Below are 17296 nucleotides of genomic sequence, written 5' to 3' on the forward strand. Positions count from 1 at the left end.
CAGGGCCCGACCGGGTTACCGTCCCGCCCCCACCGGCACCCCCATGACCTCCCGGGAGTGCCGGGTCGGGACCATGCCCAGCTGCCAGGCCTGCCAGCCGTCCTCCAGCTCCACCCCGCGCTCCAGCATCAGCGCGTACGCCTCCGCGCAGTCCTCCAGCTTGCTGTCGCGGGTGGCGTGGTGGGCGCGGATCAGCTGGGACAGCTCCTCCTGGGCCACCGCGACCCCGATCTCCGAGCCGCCCGCCGAGGCGTACGGCAGCAGGGTGCAGCGCAGGAAGCGGGCCCAGTCGCCGCCCCTGAGGTCCCCGTACGAGTCGAACAGCTCGACCGCCTCGTCGCACAGCCGCAGCGCCTGGGGCGCGCGGTTGTTGCCCGCGTCGATCAGGGCCAGCTCCAGACAGGTCCAGCCCTCGCCGTGGGCGACCCCGATGCGGTGGAAGTCGGCGCGGGCGTCGACCAGGAGCTGGCGGGCGAAGCCGGAGTTGCGCAGGTTGCCGGTCTGGGCGGCGCGCTGGTCGCGGGTGACCCGCCCGGAGTGGTGGCGGGCGCAGGCCAGGCCGTACACATCACGCATCCGCGAGAACATCGTGCGGGCCCGCTCCAGCTCGCGGACCGCCTGGTCGCGGTCGCCGCGCTCCTCCAGGGCCTGGCCCAGGTAGTACAGCGTCCACGCCTCGCCGCGCGCGTCCTCCTGCTCCCGGTGGCGGGACAGGGCCTGGCGCAGCCCGTCGACGGCCGGGTTCGGGTCGCCGTCCACCAGCCGGGCGCGGGCCAGCTGGGTCAGCGCCCAGGCCTCGCCGCGGCCGTCACGGGTGCGGCCGTACAGATCGAGCGCGGTGCGCAACTCCTCGTCCGCGCGCGGCACATCACCCATCCGCAGACACACCTGGCCGAGCTGGAAGTGGGTCCAGGCCTCGCCGTGCAGCGACTCGCCCTCGCGGTGCAGGGCGAGCGCCGTGTCCAGCAGGGTCAGCGCGCCAGCCAGGTTGGCCCGGTCGCGCTCGACCGCCGCCAGCGCGTGCAGCGACCACGCCCGGTCCTCGTCCTGTTCGGGCGAGGACTGGAGCTCGATCGCCTCGCGCAGCCGGGCCGCCGCCTCGGTGAGGTTGCCCTGGTGGTGCAGGGTGATGCCGAGCGAGGCGAGCGCGAGCGCCGCGCCCGCGTCGTTCTGCGCCTCCCGGTAGAGGCCGACCACCGAGGTCAGCGTGGTGCGGGCGGTGTCGAGCTCGCCCAGCTGGCGCGCCGCGATACCGGTGCGCCACCGTACGGAACGCTCAAGAAGGCCCTGGTCGACGGCCTGCGACAGCTCGCTGATCTCGCCCAGGCGGTAGAGGTCGCCGCGCAGCAGGCAGTAGTCGCACAGCGCGCCCAGCAGATTGAGCACCGCCTGCTGGTTCACGTCCTCCGTGTCGCGCAGCGCGGCCGTGATGAAGCTCGACTCGTCGTCGAGCCAGCGCAGGGCCGCGTCGAGCGAGGCGAAGCCGTGGCCGCCGAACTGTCCGGCGCGGGTGGAGAGTTTGCCGTCGACCATACGGATCACCGCGTCGGCGAGGTCCGCGTAGTTCTGGATCAGCCGCTCCTGCGCGGCCGTGCGCTCGGCGGCCTCCTCCTCGTCCAGGAGCCGGGCCCGCGCGAAGGTCCGTACGGTGTCGTGCAGGCGGTAGCGGTCGGCGCGGACCTGGTCGATCAGGCCCGCCCGCGCCAGATCCGCGAGGAGCCGGCCCGCCTCCGCCTCGCCGGTGGCGAGCAGCGCCGCCGCGGCCGCCGCGCCCAGCGAGGTCCGCCCGGCGAGCGCCAGGCGCCGCAGCAGTCTGCGCGACTGCTCGGACTGGTCGGTGTAGCGCAGCCACAGGGCCCGCTCGACGGGCGCCACCGGCCCGTACGCCCCGAGGTCCGCGGCGAGCGCCCGCGCGTCCCGGGGCCCCAGTGAGGAGCCCGCGATCCGCAGCGCGAGCGGCAGCCCGCCGCACAACTCCCGTACGAGCACGGCGGATTCGGTGTCTTTGAAGGCATCCGGATCCTTGAAGTCCTCCTGAGCCGACTCGCGCAGCAGCTCCTCCGCGCCCGCCTCGTCCAGCGGCTCCACCGCCAGCTGGTGCACCCACGCCGGGAAGTCGTCGGGCAGCTCCAGCGGGCGCGCGGCCGTCACCAGGACCAGGCTGTCGGACCGCTCGGGCACCAGCGTGCGCACCTGCTCGGCGTCATAGGCGTCGTCGAGGACCACCGTGACCGGAAGGCCCGTCAGATGCTGGTGGTAGAGCTCGGCGAGCCGGCGCACCTGCTGGTCGGCCGATGACCTTCCCCGAGCTCTCGACCCCGCTCCAGCAGGGGAGACCCCATCTCGGAAGAGCAGTTGCTCGCGGGGCGCGCCCAGCCGGTTCAGCAGGTGCAGCAGGGCGTCCCGGGTGGGCAGCGGCGTCTGGGCGCCGCCCCGCAGATCCACCAGGCACGCGCCCCGGAACTGGTCCCGCAGCTGGTGCGCGGCCCGTACGGCAAGCGCCGTGCGGCCCACGCCCGCCGGGCCGTGCAGCACCACGACCGTGGGGCGGGTCTCGGTCGCGGCGCGCGCCGAGTGCACCCACTGGGCGATCCGGGTGATCTCCGCGCGCCGTCCCGCGAACGGCCCCTGCGGCTGGGGCAGATGGCCGAACGACTGCTCAAGGACCGAGCGGCGCCGGGCCGCCGCGCTCTTGTCCGTGCCGCGCAGCTGGGTGGGCACCGACGTGCTGGCCTTCTTGCCGGTGCGGGCCGCCGGGGCCGTCATGCGCTGCTGGTCCAGGAACGGGCGGATGCCCCGTACGTCCAGGGCCGTCAGCCACTGCAGGCGCAGCTGCTCGGCACCGCCCGGACGGCCGAGTTCGCCCGCGCGCCGGTGGGCGGCCGGCCAGTGCGCCGCGGTCACCCGCACGACGGTGGTCGCGGCCCCGGCGACGGCCACGGCCGCCCCGGCGCCCATCGCGGGCCCCGCGCCGGTCCCGAGCGCCGCGTCCGCGACGACGGCGGCGACCGCCGCGACCCCGGTCACCAGGAACGCCGTGCCCGCCTTCTCGCCGGCGAACCGCGCGCCGAGCGCCGGCTGCCCGGCCGCCGCCTCGTCCAGTGCCCGCGTGTACGCCGTGTACTCCTCCTCGGCGCTCGCCGCCAGCGCGTCGAGTGCCGCCCGGCCGCGTGTCAGCAGCGCGTTGGCGTCGGCCCGGCCGCCGGAGCGCCGCACCTCCTCCTCGACCGCGCGTACCAACAGCCGCTCGGCCTCCGCCCGATGGCCGTCCCGCATGTGCGTCCCCCTCCGAGAGCGTCCGGTGCGACATGAGTCCTGGTCGAGTGTGCCGTTGGTGTCAAGTGTCCTGCGTGCCGCGCGTCGGCGCGAGGGAGTCGGCGGATCATCTCGCCCGTGGGTGACGATGGGCCCACGCCGAACCGCCTGGCTTATGAGGCGTCCCCGTATCTGCTCCGTCCACGAGGCAGTCGAACGGCCGCCAGGCTTCCAGCGCTGTCAGACGGCTCCCAGGTCGACAGTGACGGAGAAGGGCGCGGCAGCCTTGATCACACCGGTGAACATCTCGCCGTCCCTGTAGGCCTTGGTGGCGGGGTCGAGGACGTGGGTGTAGATGATCGGGACACCGGTGGCGGCCTGTTCGACCCGCCAGTAGAAGGGGATGCCGGCCTTGGCGTACTGGTCCACCTTCACGATCCGGTCGGTGGTTTCCGAGCCGGGCGACACGACCTCGACGACCAGGAGTACGTGTTCAGGGCGGGTGGGCGTGAGGTCGATGGTCTCCGCCCGGTAGACGACGACGTCCGGACGGCGGTTGGTGAGTGGAACGTCCTGCAGGCGCACGTCGAAGTCCGTGTCGGCGTTCCAGTCCGGGCTTGCGGCGGCGTCCAGGGCGTTGGCCAGGATCCGGGCCAGCCGTTTGTGCCGCTTGGACGGGCCCGGGCTCACGACTACCATCCCGTCCACGATCTCAATGCCGGCGCACTGCTCCTCGGACCAGGAGTCGTACTGCTCCGCGCTGATCTGCGTATGCATCCACGCGGGCGCCATCATCTCGGCGGTCATGGTGTCCCTCCTTCGAGGAGCCTTGACGGGGCCAGCGCTGCCGGGCTCAGCCTACTGGCCTGTGATGCCGGGGCGCCTGATGCGGAAGAGCGCCAGGAGATGTCCGACATCGACCTGTTCCGCTTGCCATGGTTACCGTCGCAGGGGACCCCGTCCCCGAAGCCGAGGTCCCCCGTCTCGCGCGCAAGCTCCCCCAGGCGGTGCGAGGGACAAGCGCATCGCCGGGGAACAGAACCTCGTCCGGGATGCCCGCCGCCGCTACGGCCGCCTCGGCGCACAACTGCGGCTCGGCCAAGCGAGGCAGAGCCCGTGTGGGCCTCGCCGACGGGGCCGGGCATTGTGAGAGGCTGGGTCGTATGAACCGGTTGGCTGGTGTGACCTCGCCTTATCTGCTTCAGCACGCTGACAATCCGGTCGACTGGTGGCCCTGGACGCCGGAGGCTTTCGAGGAAGCGCGGCGGCGTGATGTACCCGTTCTGCTATCGGTCGGCTACTCGGCGTGCCACTGGTGCCATGTGATGGCGCATGAGTCGTTCGAGAACGAGACGACGGCCGCGTACCTCAACGAGCACTTCGTCAACGTCAAGGTCGACCGCGAGGAGCGCCCGGACGTCGACGCCGTCTACATGGAGGCGGTGCAGGCGGCGACCGGCCAGGGCGGCTGGCCCATGACCGTCTTCCTGACGGCGGACGCCGAACCGTTCTACTTCGGCACCTACTTCCCGCCCGAGCCCCGGCCCGGCATGCCGTCGTTCCCGCAGGTCCTGGAGGGGGTGCGGGCCGCCTGGACGGACCGGCGCGAGGAGGTGGGCGAGGTCGCGGCGAAGGTCGTACGGGACCTGTCCGAGCGCGAGCTGGTGTACGGCGGGGGCGCCGGTGTGCCCGGCGAGGAGGAGCTGGCGGGCGCGCTGCTCGGGCTGACCCGCGACTACGACGAGCGGCACGGCGGCTTCGGCGGCGCGCCCAAGTTCCCGCCGTCGATGACCCTGGAGTTCCTGCTGCGCCACCACGCCCGTACGGGCGCCGAGGGCGCGCTCCAGATGGCCGCCGACACCTGCGAGCGGATGGCGCGCGGCGGCATCTACGACCAGCTGGGCGGCGGCTTCGCCCGCTACTCGGTGGACCGCGAGTGGGTGGTGCCCCACTTCGAGAAGATGCTCTACGACAACGCGCTGCTGTGCCGGGTGTACGCGCACCTGTGGCGGGCCACCGGCTCGGAGTCGGCGCGCCGGGTTGCCCTGGAGACCGCCGACTTCATGGTCCGCGAGCTGCGCACCGCCGAGGGCGGCTACGCCTCGGCCCTGGACGCCGACAGCGACGACGGCAGCGGGCACCACGTGGAGGGCGCGTTCTATGTGTGGACGCCCGCGCAGCTGGCCGAGGCGCTGGGCGAGAAGGACGGCGAGGCCGCAGCGCGGCACTTCGGGGTGACCGAGGAGGGCACCTTCGAGGAGGGTGCCTCCGTCCTCCAACTGCCCCCGGATGGCGGTCCGGTGGCGGCGGACGTACGCGACCGGCTCTTCGCGGCGCGTGAGAACCGGCCCCGTCCCGGCCGGGACGACAAGGTCGTCGCCGCCTGGAACGGCCTGGCGATCGCGGCGCTGGCGGAGACGGGCGCGTACTTCGACCGCCCCGACCTGGTCGAGCGGGCGACCGAGGCGGCGGACCTGCTGGTCCGCGTCCACATGGACGACCGCGCCCGCCTGTCGCGCACGTCGAAGGACGGCCAAGTGGGCCCGAACGGCGGCGTGTTGGAGGACTACGCCGACGTCGCCGAGGGCTTCCTGGCGCTCGCCGGGGTGACGGGGGAGGGGGCCTGGCTGGAGTTCGCCGGGTTCCTGCTCGATATCGTCCTGGACCAGTTCACCGGCGGGGGCGGGGTGCTCTACGACACCGCGCACGATGCCGAACAGCTGATCAGGCGCCCGCAGGACCCCACGGACAGCGCCACTCCGTCGGGCTGGACGGCGGCCGCCGGAGCGCTGCTCTCGTACGCGGCGCACACCGGCTCATCCGCCCACCGGGCCGCCGCCGAGGGCGCGTTGGGCGTGGTCAAGGCTCTCGGCCCGCGCGCCCCGCGCTTCATCGGCTGGGGCCTGGCGACGGCCGAGGCCCTGCTCGACGGCCCCCGCGAGGTGGCCGTGGTGGGCCCGCCCGGAGGCGAACTCCACCGCGCCGCACTGCTGGGCCGTGCCCCGGGCGCGGTGGTGGCGGTGGGCGACCCGGCCGGCGCGGAGTTCCCCCTGCTGGCGGAGCGCCCGCTGGTCGACGGGGGCCCGGCGGCGTACGTGTGCCGCCACTTCACGTGCGAGGCACCGGTGACGAGCGCGGAGGCGTTGGGGCAGGCGCTGTCCTGAGCGCGCACGCGGGTTCCCCGCGCCCGTGCGGGGCGCGGGGCTGTGACATGGCGCGGCTCCGCCGCGTGGGCGCGACCAGCCCGCCACGACCCGCAGCCGGATCACCGCCTCCCTCAGCGCCGCAACCCGTCCCGCACCACATCCAGCGCTCGCCCCACCAGCTCCACCAAGTCGTCCTCGTGGTCCCGTTCCGCCCAGTACACCGTCGTCTCGTAGAGCGCTCCGAGCACCGCCATCGAGTACACCCGCACCTCCAGCTCGCCCTCCCCGCGGCCCGTCCGCTGCGCCAGGACCTCGCAGAGCTGGCGGCTGGTGACCGCCATCGACTGCATCATCCGGGCCCGCAGCGCCGGTACCCGGACCAGCAGCGTCGTCCGCTGAATCGTCTCTTCGCGGTCGTGTTCCAGCGCCAGCCGGGTCGCCTTGTCGATGACGTGGCGCAGGGACTCCAGGGGCGGCTCGTCCGCGGGGCGGGCGCGCAGCTCGCCGACCATGATCGGGTCGTACTCGTCGGTGAGGACGATGTCCTCCTTGGTGGGGAAGTAGCGGAACACCGTCGACGGGGACACCTCCGCCGCCTCGGCGATCTGCTCGACCGTCGTCGCGTCGTACCCCTGCTCGGTGATCAGCCGGTACGTCGCGCGCCGGATCGCGACGCGCGTCTTGAGCTTCTTGCGTTCGCGCAGCCCGAGCTGCGGCTGCATGTCCTCGGCGAGGGAGTCGAGGGACCGGGTGCGTGGCATGGCGGACATGTCGACATTCTCAGGCATCCATGACGTCCACGGCATCAGCGGGTGTCCCCGCCACCTCCCGCGCGGCCGGTTCCGGCCCCTCCCGCCCCGGCAGCAGCGCCGCCGCGAGCAGTGCGGTGACCAGCGCGGCCACCCCGCACACCAGCAGCACCGTGTTCATGCCGTGGACGTACGCGGAGTCGGCCGAGGCGGCGAGCCGGGAGTCGCCGAGGCGCGCCGCGACCAGGTGTGCGGCCACCACCGAGTCCCCCGCCCGGTCCGCCGCGGGCCCCGGCAGCCCGGCCGTGTCGAGCTTGTCCGCGAACACCCCGGCGAGCAGCGAGCCGAGGAGCGCGATCCCGACCGCGCTGCCCACCTGACGTACGGTCATCAGCAGTCCGGATCCGCTGCCCGCGCGGTCGGGCGGCAGCGTGGCGAGCGCGGCCGTCATCGCGGGCACCATCGCGAAGCCGAAGCCGAGTCCGGTCAGGGTCAGCCACAGCGCGGTGAAGCCGTAGCCGCTCTCCACGGTCGTACGGCTGCCGAGGAAGGCCGAGAAGGCGAGCACCACGAGGCCCGCGCAGATCGTGGCCCGCGCCCCGAACCGCCGCACCACCGGCTCCCCGGCCTTGGCCGCGATCGTCAGCCCGCCCATCAGGGGCAGCATCCGCAGCCCGGTGCCGAAGGCGTCGTTGCCGAGCACCGCCTGGAGGTACTGGGGCAGGACGAACATCAGCCCGGCGAGGATGAACATCACCAGCGTGGCCGCCAGCGTGTTCAGCAGGAACGGCCGGTGGGCGAGCAGCTTCATGTCGAGCATCGGACGCGGCGCGCGCCGCTCCCGTACGACCAGGGCGGCGATCAGTGCCGCGCCGCCGCCGAGCGTGGCGAGGACCAGCGCGTCGCTCCAGCCGCGCGTCGGCGCCTCGATGATCCCGTAGATGAGGGAGCCGAGGCCTGCGGCGGTGAGCACGGTGGAGAGGGCGTCGACGCGCGGCGAGGCCGGGTCGCTGGTCTCCGGGAGCAGGAAGGCGCAGGCGGTGATGCCGATCGCGACCATCGGGACGTTGATCAGGAAGACCGAGCCCCACCAGAAGTGGTTGAGCAGGAAGCCGCCGATGATCGGGCCGAGCGGCAGGCCGAGCGCGGAGGAGGCGGTGACGATCGAGACGGCCTTGGTGCGCTCCTCGGCGGGGAAGAGCGAGGGCAGTACGGCCAGGGCGAGCGGCATGACGAACGCGGCTCCTGTTCCCATGACCGCGCGGGCCGCGATGACCGCCCCGACGCTGGTGGTCAGCGCGCCGACGAGGGAGCCCGCCAGGAAGATCCCGAGGCCCGTGATGAGCATCCGGCGGCGGCCGAAGCGGTCGCCGAGGAGTCCGGCGGGGAGCATCAGGGCGGCGAAGACCACGACGTAGGCGTCGGCCATCCACTGCTGCTGGCCGGTGGTGGCGCCGAGCTGCTGGGCCATCGTCGGCAGCGCGACATTGAGGATGGTCATGTCGAAGCCGAGCACCAGCATGCTCGCGACCATCGCCGCCAGGGCCCACCAGCGCCGTGGATCGGGGCCGGAAACCTGTGTCATGGCACACCTCCGTAAGAGTTACCGTCAAGTGACAGTAACTCTCAAAAGAGGGTCGGCGTCAAGAATGCTGGTAGGCGACCAGGGAGATTCCGACGTAGTGGACGACGAACGCCGCCAGCGTCAGGGAGTGGAACACCTCGTGGAAGCCGAACCAGCGCGGCGAGGGGTTGGGGCGCTTGATGCCGTAGATCACGCCGCCCGCGCTGTAGAGCAGTCCGCCGACGACGACCAGGACGAGCACCGCGATGCCGCCGGTGTGCATGAAGTCGGGGAGGAAGAAGACCGCCGCCCAGCCCATCGCTATGTAGCAGGGGGTGTAGAGCCAGCGCGGGGCGCCGACCCAGAAGACGCGGAAGGCTATCCCGGCGAGCGCCGCCGCCCACACCGCCCAGAGCAGCACCCGGCCGGTCGAGTCCGGGAGCAGCAGCAGGGTGAGCGGGGTGTAGGTGCCCGCGATGATCAGGAAGATGTTGGCGTGGTCGAGCCGGCGCAGGATCGCCTCGCCGCGCGGGCCCCAGTCGCCCCGGTGGTAGACGGCGCTGACGCCGAACAGCAGACAGGCGGTCAGGACGTAGATCCCGCAGGCGATCCGGCCCCGGGTCGAGTGGGCGAGCGCGGTGAGCACGATGCCCGAGACGACCACTGCCGGGAACATCCCGGCATGCAGCCAGCCGCGCAGTCTGGGCTTCAGGGGCACGGTCGGCGCAGGGGCCGTCACCTGATCAGTCATGTCCCGCATGCTACCTACGCCTCCGTAGGTTACGGATGGGGGCGGCCCGTAACCGTATGCCCCGGCCGCGTGCACCACGGATGAACAAGGGAGGATGAGTGGCGATGCTCACGTGAGAGTGCCTCTGGACATATGGGCGAACGGCACGGATGATCAGATGAGTGCGGTCGGCACCGGATGAGCGCCAGGTACCAGAAGAAGCGTCCGGGTCGCAGCCCCCACGGGGCAACGAACGAAATTCCCCCACAAGGGGATACCGAACCTTCAACAAGGAGCGATCGTGGCGCGCGACATCGCGGCTTCCACCACTGTCCCGACGAATCACCAGGAGCTCATCTCCTGGGTAGACGAGATCGCAGCCATCACGCAGCCGGACAGGGTGGTCTGGTGCGACGGTTCCGAGGCCGAGTACGAGCGCCTCTGCGAGGAGCTCGTCGCCAAGGGCACGTTCAAGAAGCTCGACCCGATCAAGCGCCCGAACTCCTACTACGCCGCTTCCGACCCCTCCGATGTCGCGCGGGTCGAGGACCGGACCTTCATCTGCTCCGAGAAGGAGGAGGACGCGGGGCCGACCAACCACTGGAAAGCCCCCGCCGAGATGAAGGCCATCTTTACCGGAGAAGGAAGCGGCTTCGCGGGTGAGAAGGGGATCTTCCGGGGCTCGATGCGCGGCCGCACCATGTACGTCGTGCCCTTCTGCATGGGCCCGCTCGGCTCGGACCTCTCCGCGATCGGCGTCGAGATCACCGACTCCGCCTACGTCGCCGTCTCCATGCGCACCATGACCCGTATGGGCCGGCCGGTCCTGGACGAGCTCGGCACCGACGGCTTCTTCGTGAAGGCCGTCCACACCCTGGGCGCCCCGCTGGAGGCGGGCGAGGCCGACGTGCCGTGGCCCTGCAACTCCACCAAGTACATCTCGCACTTCCCGGAGTCCCGCGAGATCTGGTCGTACGGCTCGGGCTACGGCGGCAACGCCCTGCTCGGCAAGAAGTGCTACGCGCTGCGCATCGCCTCCGTCATGGCGCGCGACGAGGGCTGGCTCGCCGAGCACATGCTCATCCTCAAGCTGACCCCGCCGCAGGGCGAGTCGAAGTACGTCGCCGCGGCCTTCCCGTCCGCCTGCGGCAAGACCAACCTCGCCATGCTGGAGCCGACGATCTCCGGCTGGACCGTCGAGACCATCGGCGACGACATCGCGTGGATGCGGTTCGGCGAGGACGGCCGGCTGTACGCGATCAACCCCGAGGCCGGCTTCTTCGGCGTCGCGCCCGGCACCGGTGAGCACACCAACGCCAACGCGATGAAGACGCTGTGGGGCAACTCGGTCTTCACCAACGTGGCGCTCACCGACGACGGCGACGTGTGGTGGGAGGGCATGACCGAACAGGCGCCCGCGCACCTCACCGACTGGAAGGGCAACGCCTGGACGCCCGAGTCGCAGACCCCGGCCGCCCACCCGAACGCCCGCTTCACCGTCCCGGCCGGCCAGTGCCCGACGATCGCCCCCGAGTGGGAGGACCCCAAGGGCGTCCCGATCTCCGCGATCCTCTTCGGTGGCCGCCGCGCCTCCGCCGTACCGCTGGTGACCGAGTCCTTCGACTGGAACCACGGCGTCTTCCTCGGTGCGAACGTCGCCTCCGAGAAGACCGCCGCCGCCGAGGGCAAGGTCGGCGAGCTGCGCCGCGACCCGTTCGCGATGCTCCCGTTCTGCGGCTACAACATGGGCGACTACATGGCCCACTGGGTCAAGGTCGGCGCCACCGCGGACGCTGCCAAGCTGCCCAAGATCTACTACGTGAACTGGTTCCGCAAGAACGACGCGGGCAAGTTCGTGTGGCCCGGCTTCGGCGAGAACAGCCGTGTCCTGAAGTGGATCGTGGAGCGCCTGGAGGGCAGGGCCGAGGGCGTCGAGACCCCGATCGGCATCCTGCCGACCAGGGAGTCCCTGGACACCGCGGGCCTCGAACTGCCCGAGGCGGACCTGGAGTTCCTGCTCAAGGTCGACACCGAGGTCTGGCGCGAGGAGGCGGCGCTGATCCCCGAGCACCTCAACACCTTCGGGGACCACACGCCCAAGGAGCTGTGGGACGAGTACCGCGCGCTGGTCGCCCGCCTGGGCTGACCCGCCCGCCCGAGACTCGTGGCGGGCTGCCCCGAACACCGCCCTGACCAGTGGGGTCACGACGGTCCGCCACGACACGATCGGCCCCCGGAGCCCCCTCACGGCTCCGGGGGCCGGATCGCTTTCCCGGGAGTGTTTTTCGCCATGGCGGCTGCCGGGGGCGGGCGTTCGCGGGACACTCGGACCCGGAGCGCGTTGGGCCGAGTGAGGGGGCGCGGAGGTTGCGCACACCGGTGAGTGATCCGCTGCGGGTGGGGCCGTACCGCATCGTCGGGCGGCTGGGGTCCGGCGGGATGGGGTGGGTGTATCTGGGGCGGTCGCCCGCGGGCCGGGCCGTCGCGGTCAAGGTCGTACGTCCCGAACTCGCGGCCGACGACGAGTTCCGGCGGCGCTTCGCCCGCGAGGTGGCCGCCGCGCGGCTGGTCGGCGGGGCGTACACGGCGGCGGTCGTCGACGCCGACCCGGAGGCCGAACTGCCCTGGCTGGCCACGGCGTACGTGCCCGGGCCCGCCCTGTCGGAGGCCGTCGGCGCGGACGGGCCGCTGACCGAGGGGCAGGCGCGGCGGCTCGGGGCCGGTCTGGTGGAGGCGCTACAGGCAATCCACGGCGCCGGGGTGGTCCACCGCGACCTCAAGCCGTCGAACGTGCTGCTCGCCGCAGACGGGCCGCGCGTCATCGACTTCGGTATCTCGGCGGTCGCCGGGGCTACCGGGCTGACCCGGGCCGGGCAGCTGATGGGGACGCCGCCGTACATGTCGCCCGAGCAGATGACCGGCGACCGGGCCGGGCCCGCCAGCGACGTCTTCTCGCTCGGCGGGGTCCTCGTCTACGCCGTCGCGGGGTACGCGCCGTTCCGGCACGGCGCCGGGGTGGCCTACCGGGTGGTGCACGCCGAGCCCGAACTCGACGACGTACCCGGTGAGTTGAGGGATCTGGTCGCCGGGTGCCTGGCCAAGCGGCCCGAGGACCGGCCGGGTCTGGACGTGCTGCTCCAGGGGCTGCTCGGCCCGGAGGCGGGCGCCGCGCGGGCGCTCACCTGGCCGCCGCCCACGGTGGCCCGGCGGATCCGGGTCCGCACCGGTGAGCTGAAGGTCCACCGGGCGGCCGGCAGCGGGGCCTCGCTGCCGTCCTGTCTGCTGCTGCACGCGCAGACGCTGCTCGACGCGGGGCTCAGCGACGCGATGGTGATCGAGGCGGTGGGCCGTGCGGCACTCTGAGGGGACACCGTCGGGCGACGGGAGGGACCTGGGCGTCCAGTGGCGGTCGCTGGTCCACGGGTGGGCGGCCGGACGCCATCTGCACTGCGAGGAGGACACGGTCTCCGTCTCGCTGCGCTTCGACCTCGCGGATGCCGGAAGAGCCGTCACCGTCCGGTTCATGACCACCACGAAGCTGCTGGTCGCGTTCATGACCGACGGCCGGTTCCTGCGCGGCGACCAGCTGGCGACGGCCGCCGCGGCGGCGAACGCGTGGAACACCGAACAGCTGGTCCCGATGCTGTCGGTGTGGGACGTACGGGGGCCGCGGCCCTGTATCGCCGGGGTCTGCACCCTGCCGCTCAACTGTCGGATGAACCAGCCCGAATTCGATTCTCTGGCCGGGGATTGGGTGGAACAGGCGAGGCAGATGTTCGTCCGGTGCCACCAGGTTTTCCAGTTGTAGGTGTGGCTTTCGGGAATGTCCCGGAAACGCCCCGGGAATGGCCAAAACCCTTACGGGCAGGCGCCGGTGCCGTCATATTTGCGATGTGCTTTTCCGGGGGCGGGGAGGTTTTCACACATGGGGCAGCTCCGTTGGCCGCGCGCCGCGCGACAGCTGTGGGCGTTGGCCGGGCTGCTGACCGTGGCCCTGCTCGCACCCGCCCTTCCGGCCGCCGCCGCTGAACGCTCGTGCTCGGGGGGAATTGCCGCCCGGCTGGACTGCTGGGCCGGGCGCGTCGGCACCCAGGACGCGTCCGTGCTCGTCACCCTGCACCGGCCGCTGGAGCTCGACGGGAAGACCGCCGACTGGAAGCTCTCCCAGCGCAAGGCCACATTCGACCGCGGCCCGCTGGTCCTCATGGTCCCGGCCGGGCACCCGACGGGAGCGGGCGGCACCCTGCTGCTCGTCCTGGCCGGGGACCGGCTCGTCGACCCGGACGCCGAGATCACCCGGCTCGACGACAGGACCGTGACCGCCCTGCGCGAGGCGGGCGCCTGCGAGGGCAAGCTGTGCGAGACCGTCGCGACGGCGGGCCACAAGGGCAAGAGCCTGCGCGGCAAGGAGCTGGTGGACGCGGGGCTGGCCGCCGAGCTCGCCCGCAACTCCGACAGCGTCGGCGGCTCCGGCGGCGGCTCCCCGCTGCTCGTCCCGGCGCTCGGCGTCGCCGCCCTGCTGCTGCTCCTGGTGACCGCGCTGGTCTTCGCCGTACGCCGCTCACGGGGCCCGCGCCTCGCGTTCGCCGCACCCGCCGCAGGGCGCCCGGCCGCCGCGCACACCGGCCGTACGGGAAGCGCCACCGGCACGCCGAGCACGGCCGGGACGCCGGGCAGGCACCGTGCGGCGCCCGGCCGTGACGTCGGCAGGCCGGCCGCGCCGGGCCGCGTCGCCGTGGTGCGCACCGCGCTGCACCCGCAGGGGTACGTCGAGCTCGACCAGTGTCTGCGCCGGGCGGTCTGGTCCGAGCCGGGGACGCCCGCGCCCGCCCCCGGCGCCACCGTCGAGGTCAGCGAGGGCCGGGGCAAGGACGCCGGGATCCTGTACGCGCACGCGTACGCGGAGAACGGACGGACCGTCATCGACCGTGCGTCGCACGGCGGTTGACCAGCAAGGGCGAAGTACGGGAACGGGGAGAGGCCAGATGCGCAGGCAGCAGCCAACCAGGACACTTCCGGCGGAGTACGCCGACATCGAGTTCGAGAACAACGCCCAACGGCTGCCGCTGGTGCTGTGTCTCGACACCTCCAGCTCGATGGCGGGCCCGCCCATCGACGCGCTCAACACGGCGCTGAGCGAATGGACCCGCGAGCTCCACGACGACGTCAGCCTCAGCTACAGCGTCGAGGTCGCCGTGATCACCTTCGGCGGCCGGGGCGTCACCGCCTGGCGCGGCGGGCAGCCGCTCGAACCGGGCTCGCCGGTCGGCCCGTTCGTCGCTGCCCATATGTTCGAGCCGCCGCGGCTCGACGCCTCGGGGGTGACCTTGATGACCGAGGCCCTGGAACTGGCCATGCACGTGGTCACCGCCCGCAAGGCCGAGCTGCGCTCCCAGGGCCTCCAGTACTACCGGCCGCAGATCTGCCTGGTCACCGACGGGCTCCCGACCGACGGCACCGGCCACATCAGCCGCACCTGGCAGCGGCTCGTCCCGGTGCTCGCCGAGGAGCAGGCCGCCCGGCGCTTCAGGCTGTACGCGATCGGGGTCGGCGGGCTCACCGACCTGGCCGAGCAGGTGCTCCAGGCGTACGCGCCGAAGTTCAACGCCCGGCTCCAGGGCTTTCCGTTCCGACAGCTGCTCCAGATGATGTCGGCGAGCGCCAGCGCCGAGACCAGGGGGGCGGGCGACGAGGTCTTCGAGAAGATCTTCAGCCAGTTCAAGACGCAGCGCCCGGCCTGGGAAGCCTGAGCGGGCCATGGGGGCGCGGGCGCACGGGAGTTGGCGGGTGCACGGCCTGAGTGTGGAGGGCTACCGGCACCGCCGGGACGGCGTCGCCTGCCAGGACGCCTGGCGGTGCTCGACGGACGGGCCCGTCACGGTCCTCGCGGTCGCCGACGGCGCGGGCAGCAGGCCGCGCTCCGGCGAGGGCTCACTGCTCGCGGTCCGCCTCGCGGTGGAGCACTTCGGCCGGCTGCCCGCCTCGGGGGCCGACGGCCCGGCCGCGCACCGGCTGCTGCGCCAGGGCTTCCAGCGGGTCGTGGACGACTTCCTCGACCGTACGGGCGAGGCGGCCGGGGAACACGCGACGACGCTCACCGTGGTGGTGCTCGCGCCCGGGTGGCTGGGCCACGTCAGCGTCGGGGACGGCTTCGTGGTGCTGCGGGCCGGGACCGAGGACGGCGAGCGGCAGTTCCATCTGCTGCCGCAGCCCGCGGCCGTGAGCGAGTACAGCAACGAGACGGTGTTCCTCAGCACGCCGGACGCCGCCCGCTGGGTGCGGACCGACTGCGTACGGGACGACGGCGTCGACGGCGTCCTGCTCTCCACCGACGGCCTGGCCCAGGCCGCGCTCTCCTGGTCGGCCGGCGCCCCGCAGGCGCCCAACGAGTCCTTCGCCGCGGCGGTGCTGCGCTCGCTGGACACGGAGGCGGTGGCGTCCGACGACGAGGACGACCGGCTGGCCGCGCTGCTCAGGTCCGACCGGCTGACCGCGCTCAACGGCGACGACAAGACGCTGCTGCGGGCGGTGCGCGCGGTGCGTACGGGAGGGGGCACATGAGCGTGGCGAACGGCACCGGTGGCGGGCCCGGCGGGCGGACCGTGCTGCTCGGCGGGGTGCCGGTGGTCCTGGCCGCCGCCCCGCTCAAGGGCGGCGGCCAGGCGGCCGTCTACCCCGTCGAGGGCGACGACCGGGTCGTGGTCAAGCTCTACCGGGACCCGCCCGGCCCCGAGCAGGAGCGGCGGCTGACCCGGATGCTCACGATGTCCCCGCTCGGCGGGCGCCCCACCGACCGCTCCCAGCGGCCCGAGCTCGCCTGGCCGACCGCGCCCGCGCGGGCGCCGGGCGGCGCGTTCCTGGGGTACGCGATGCAGCGGTTCGGGGAGCCCGAACACGTCCAGCTGGTGGGCCTGTTCACGCGCGCCCAGCGCATCCGGCTCTTCCACGAACGGGCCGACTGGCGGTTCCTGCTCGGCGTCGCCTGGAACCTCGCGTTCATGACCGCCCGCATGCACCACGAGGGCCTGGTCATCGGGGACTTCTCCAGCAGCAACGTGGTGGTCGACGCGAACGGCTTCATCACGTTCCTGGACTGCGACTCCATCGCCTTCACCGACGCGGTCACGGGGGAGCTGTTCCCCTGTCTGATGCACACGACGGACTACTCGGCGCCGGAGCGGCACGCGGGCGGCCCGGCGACGCGCGCGAGCGACGACTTCGCACTGGCGGTTCTGGTGTACCAGCTGCTGACGGCCGGGAACCACCCCTTCGGGGGCGTCCCGCACGACAGCGCGCCGGAGTCGACGGTCCAGGACAACATCGCGGCGAGCATCTCGTACGTGGTGCGGCCCGAGCAGGTCGTGGTGCCGCGCGGGACCGTGGACCCGTCCGTGCTGCCGCCCGAGCTCCTCGGCCTGTCCCGGGCGGCGTTCGGCCCCGGCGTCCTCGACCCTGCGGCGCGCCCTTCGGCGGAGGACTGGTTGCGGGCGCTGGACCGCGAGCGGTCGCTGGTACGGGTCTGTCCGGACCGCCCGATGCATACGTACGGGTCGCACCTCGCGGAGTGCCCGTGGTGCGGCCGGGCGTCCGTGACCGGCCACGACGTCTTCAACCTCGGCCCGGCCCCGGTCGCGCCACCACGGTCGGGGGTGCCGACTGCGCTGCTGGTCGGGCTGGTTCTGCTGGTCCTGCTGGTGCTGATCCTGTCGGTGGGATGAGCTTCCGCGGGTGAGTCATTGTCTGCGGACCGTGCTGGGCTGGTCGCGCAGTTCCCCGCGCCCCTTACAGGGTGCGTTGTCGTCTGCGGGTTGTCGCTGGCTGAGCGCGCAGTTCCCCGCGCCCCTTACAGGGG

Annotated in this window: 13 protein-coding genes; 8 read left to right on the top strand and 5 right to left on the bottom strand. The window is 72.8% G+C overall.

What is annotated here, in order from left to right:
- Window positions 1-15 precede the first annotated feature (15 nt).
- Window positions 16-3276 carry a tetratricopeptide repeat protein gene (locus ACFWA7_RS28270; RefSeq protein ID WP_385825834.1) on the bottom strand — a complete coding sequence of 1087 codons (3261 nt, stop codon included), beginning with the start codon at window positions 3274-3276 and terminating at the stop codon, window positions 16-18.
- Between the two features lie 219 nt (window positions 3277-3495).
- Entirely contained in the window at window positions 3496-4062 is a 567-nt protein-coding gene (locus ACFWA7_RS28275) for a Uma2 family endonuclease (protein WP_385825836.1), read from the bottom strand.
- 356 nt (window positions 4063-4418) lie between these two features.
- Here ACFWA7_RS28275 and ACFWA7_RS28280 point away from each other — a divergent pair, with 356 nt between their 5' ends.
- Window positions 4419-6419, top strand: a complete 2001-nt coding sequence (locus ACFWA7_RS28280; protein WP_385825838.1) for a thioredoxin domain-containing protein — start codon at window positions 4419-4421, stop codon at window positions 6417-6419.
- A gap of 113 nt (window positions 6420-6532) precedes the next feature.
- Here ACFWA7_RS28280 and ACFWA7_RS28285 read toward each other — a convergent pair whose 3' ends face one another.
- From ACFWA7_RS28285 to ACFWA7_RS28295, 3 genes are read right to left on the bottom strand one after another with little or no spacing between them, the layout of a single operon-like run.
- Entirely contained in the window at window positions 6533-7171 is a 639-nt protein-coding gene (locus ACFWA7_RS28285; RefSeq protein WP_385547452.1) for a TetR/AcrR family transcriptional regulator, read from the bottom strand.
- Window positions 7172-7181: 10 nt separating this feature from the next.
- Window positions 7182-8735, bottom strand: coding sequence for an MFS transporter (locus ACFWA7_RS28290; RefSeq protein WP_385547455.1), 1554 nt, complete (start codon window positions 8733-8735; stop codon window positions 7182-7184).
- A 58-nt stretch (window positions 8736-8793) separates the two neighbouring features.
- Entirely contained in the window at window positions 8794-9474 is a 681-nt protein-coding gene (locus ACFWA7_RS28295) for a hemolysin III family protein (protein WP_385547458.1), read from the bottom strand.
- A 271-nt stretch (window positions 9475-9745) separates the two neighbouring features.
- Here ACFWA7_RS28295 and ACFWA7_RS28300 point away from each other — a divergent pair, with 271 nt between their 5' ends.
- The 7 genes from ACFWA7_RS28300 (at window position 9746) to ACFWA7_RS28330 (ending at window position 17162) form a co-directional block, all read left to right on the top strand.
- Complete coding sequence (locus ACFWA7_RS28300) at window positions 9746-11590, top strand: phosphoenolpyruvate carboxykinase (GTP) (RefSeq protein ID WP_385547460.1); 1845 nt, start codon at window positions 9746-9748, stop codon at window positions 11588-11590.
- A gap of 233 nt (window positions 11591-11823) precedes the next feature.
- On the top strand, window positions 11824-12807 hold the full coding sequence (locus tag ACFWA7_RS28305) for a serine/threonine-protein kinase (RefSeq protein WP_385547463.1): 984 nt from the start codon (window positions 11824-11826) through the stop codon (window positions 12805-12807).
- Window positions 12794-13252 carry a hypothetical protein gene (locus tag ACFWA7_RS28310; protein WP_385547466.1) on the top strand — a complete coding sequence of 153 codons (459 nt, stop codon included), beginning with the start codon at window positions 12794-12796 and terminating at the stop codon, window positions 13250-13252. Before ACFWA7_RS28305 ends, ACFWA7_RS28310 begins: the two co-directional genes overlap by 14 nt.
- A gap of 117 nt (window positions 13253-13369) precedes the next feature.
- Window positions 13370-14392 carry a hypothetical protein gene (locus ACFWA7_RS28315; RefSeq protein ID WP_385547469.1) on the top strand — a complete coding sequence of 341 codons (1023 nt, stop codon included), beginning with the start codon at window positions 13370-13372 and terminating at the stop codon, window positions 14390-14392.
- Window positions 14393-14429: 37 nt separating this feature from the next.
- Window positions 14430-15194, top strand: coding sequence for a hypothetical protein (locus ACFWA7_RS28320; RefSeq protein ID WP_385547471.1), 765 nt, complete (start codon window positions 14430-14432; stop codon window positions 15192-15194).
- A 37-nt stretch (window positions 15195-15231) separates the two neighbouring features.
- Window positions 15232-16005: a PP2C family serine/threonine-protein phosphatase gene (locus ACFWA7_RS28325; protein WP_385547474.1), complete on the top strand. Its 774-nt coding sequence runs from the start codon at window positions 15232-15234 to the stop codon at window positions 16003-16005.
- Window positions 16002-17162: a hypothetical protein gene (locus ACFWA7_RS28330; RefSeq protein WP_385547477.1), complete on the top strand. Its 1161-nt coding sequence runs from the start codon at window positions 16002-16004 to the stop codon at window positions 17160-17162. Before ACFWA7_RS28325 ends, ACFWA7_RS28330 begins: the two co-directional genes overlap by 4 nt.
- Window positions 17163-17296 lie beyond the last annotated feature (134 nt).

The sequence above is a fragment of the Streptomyces sp. NPDC059994 genome (assembly GCF_042737755.1).
GTDB lineage: Bacteria > Actinomycetota > Actinomycetes > Streptomycetales > Streptomycetaceae > Streptomyces.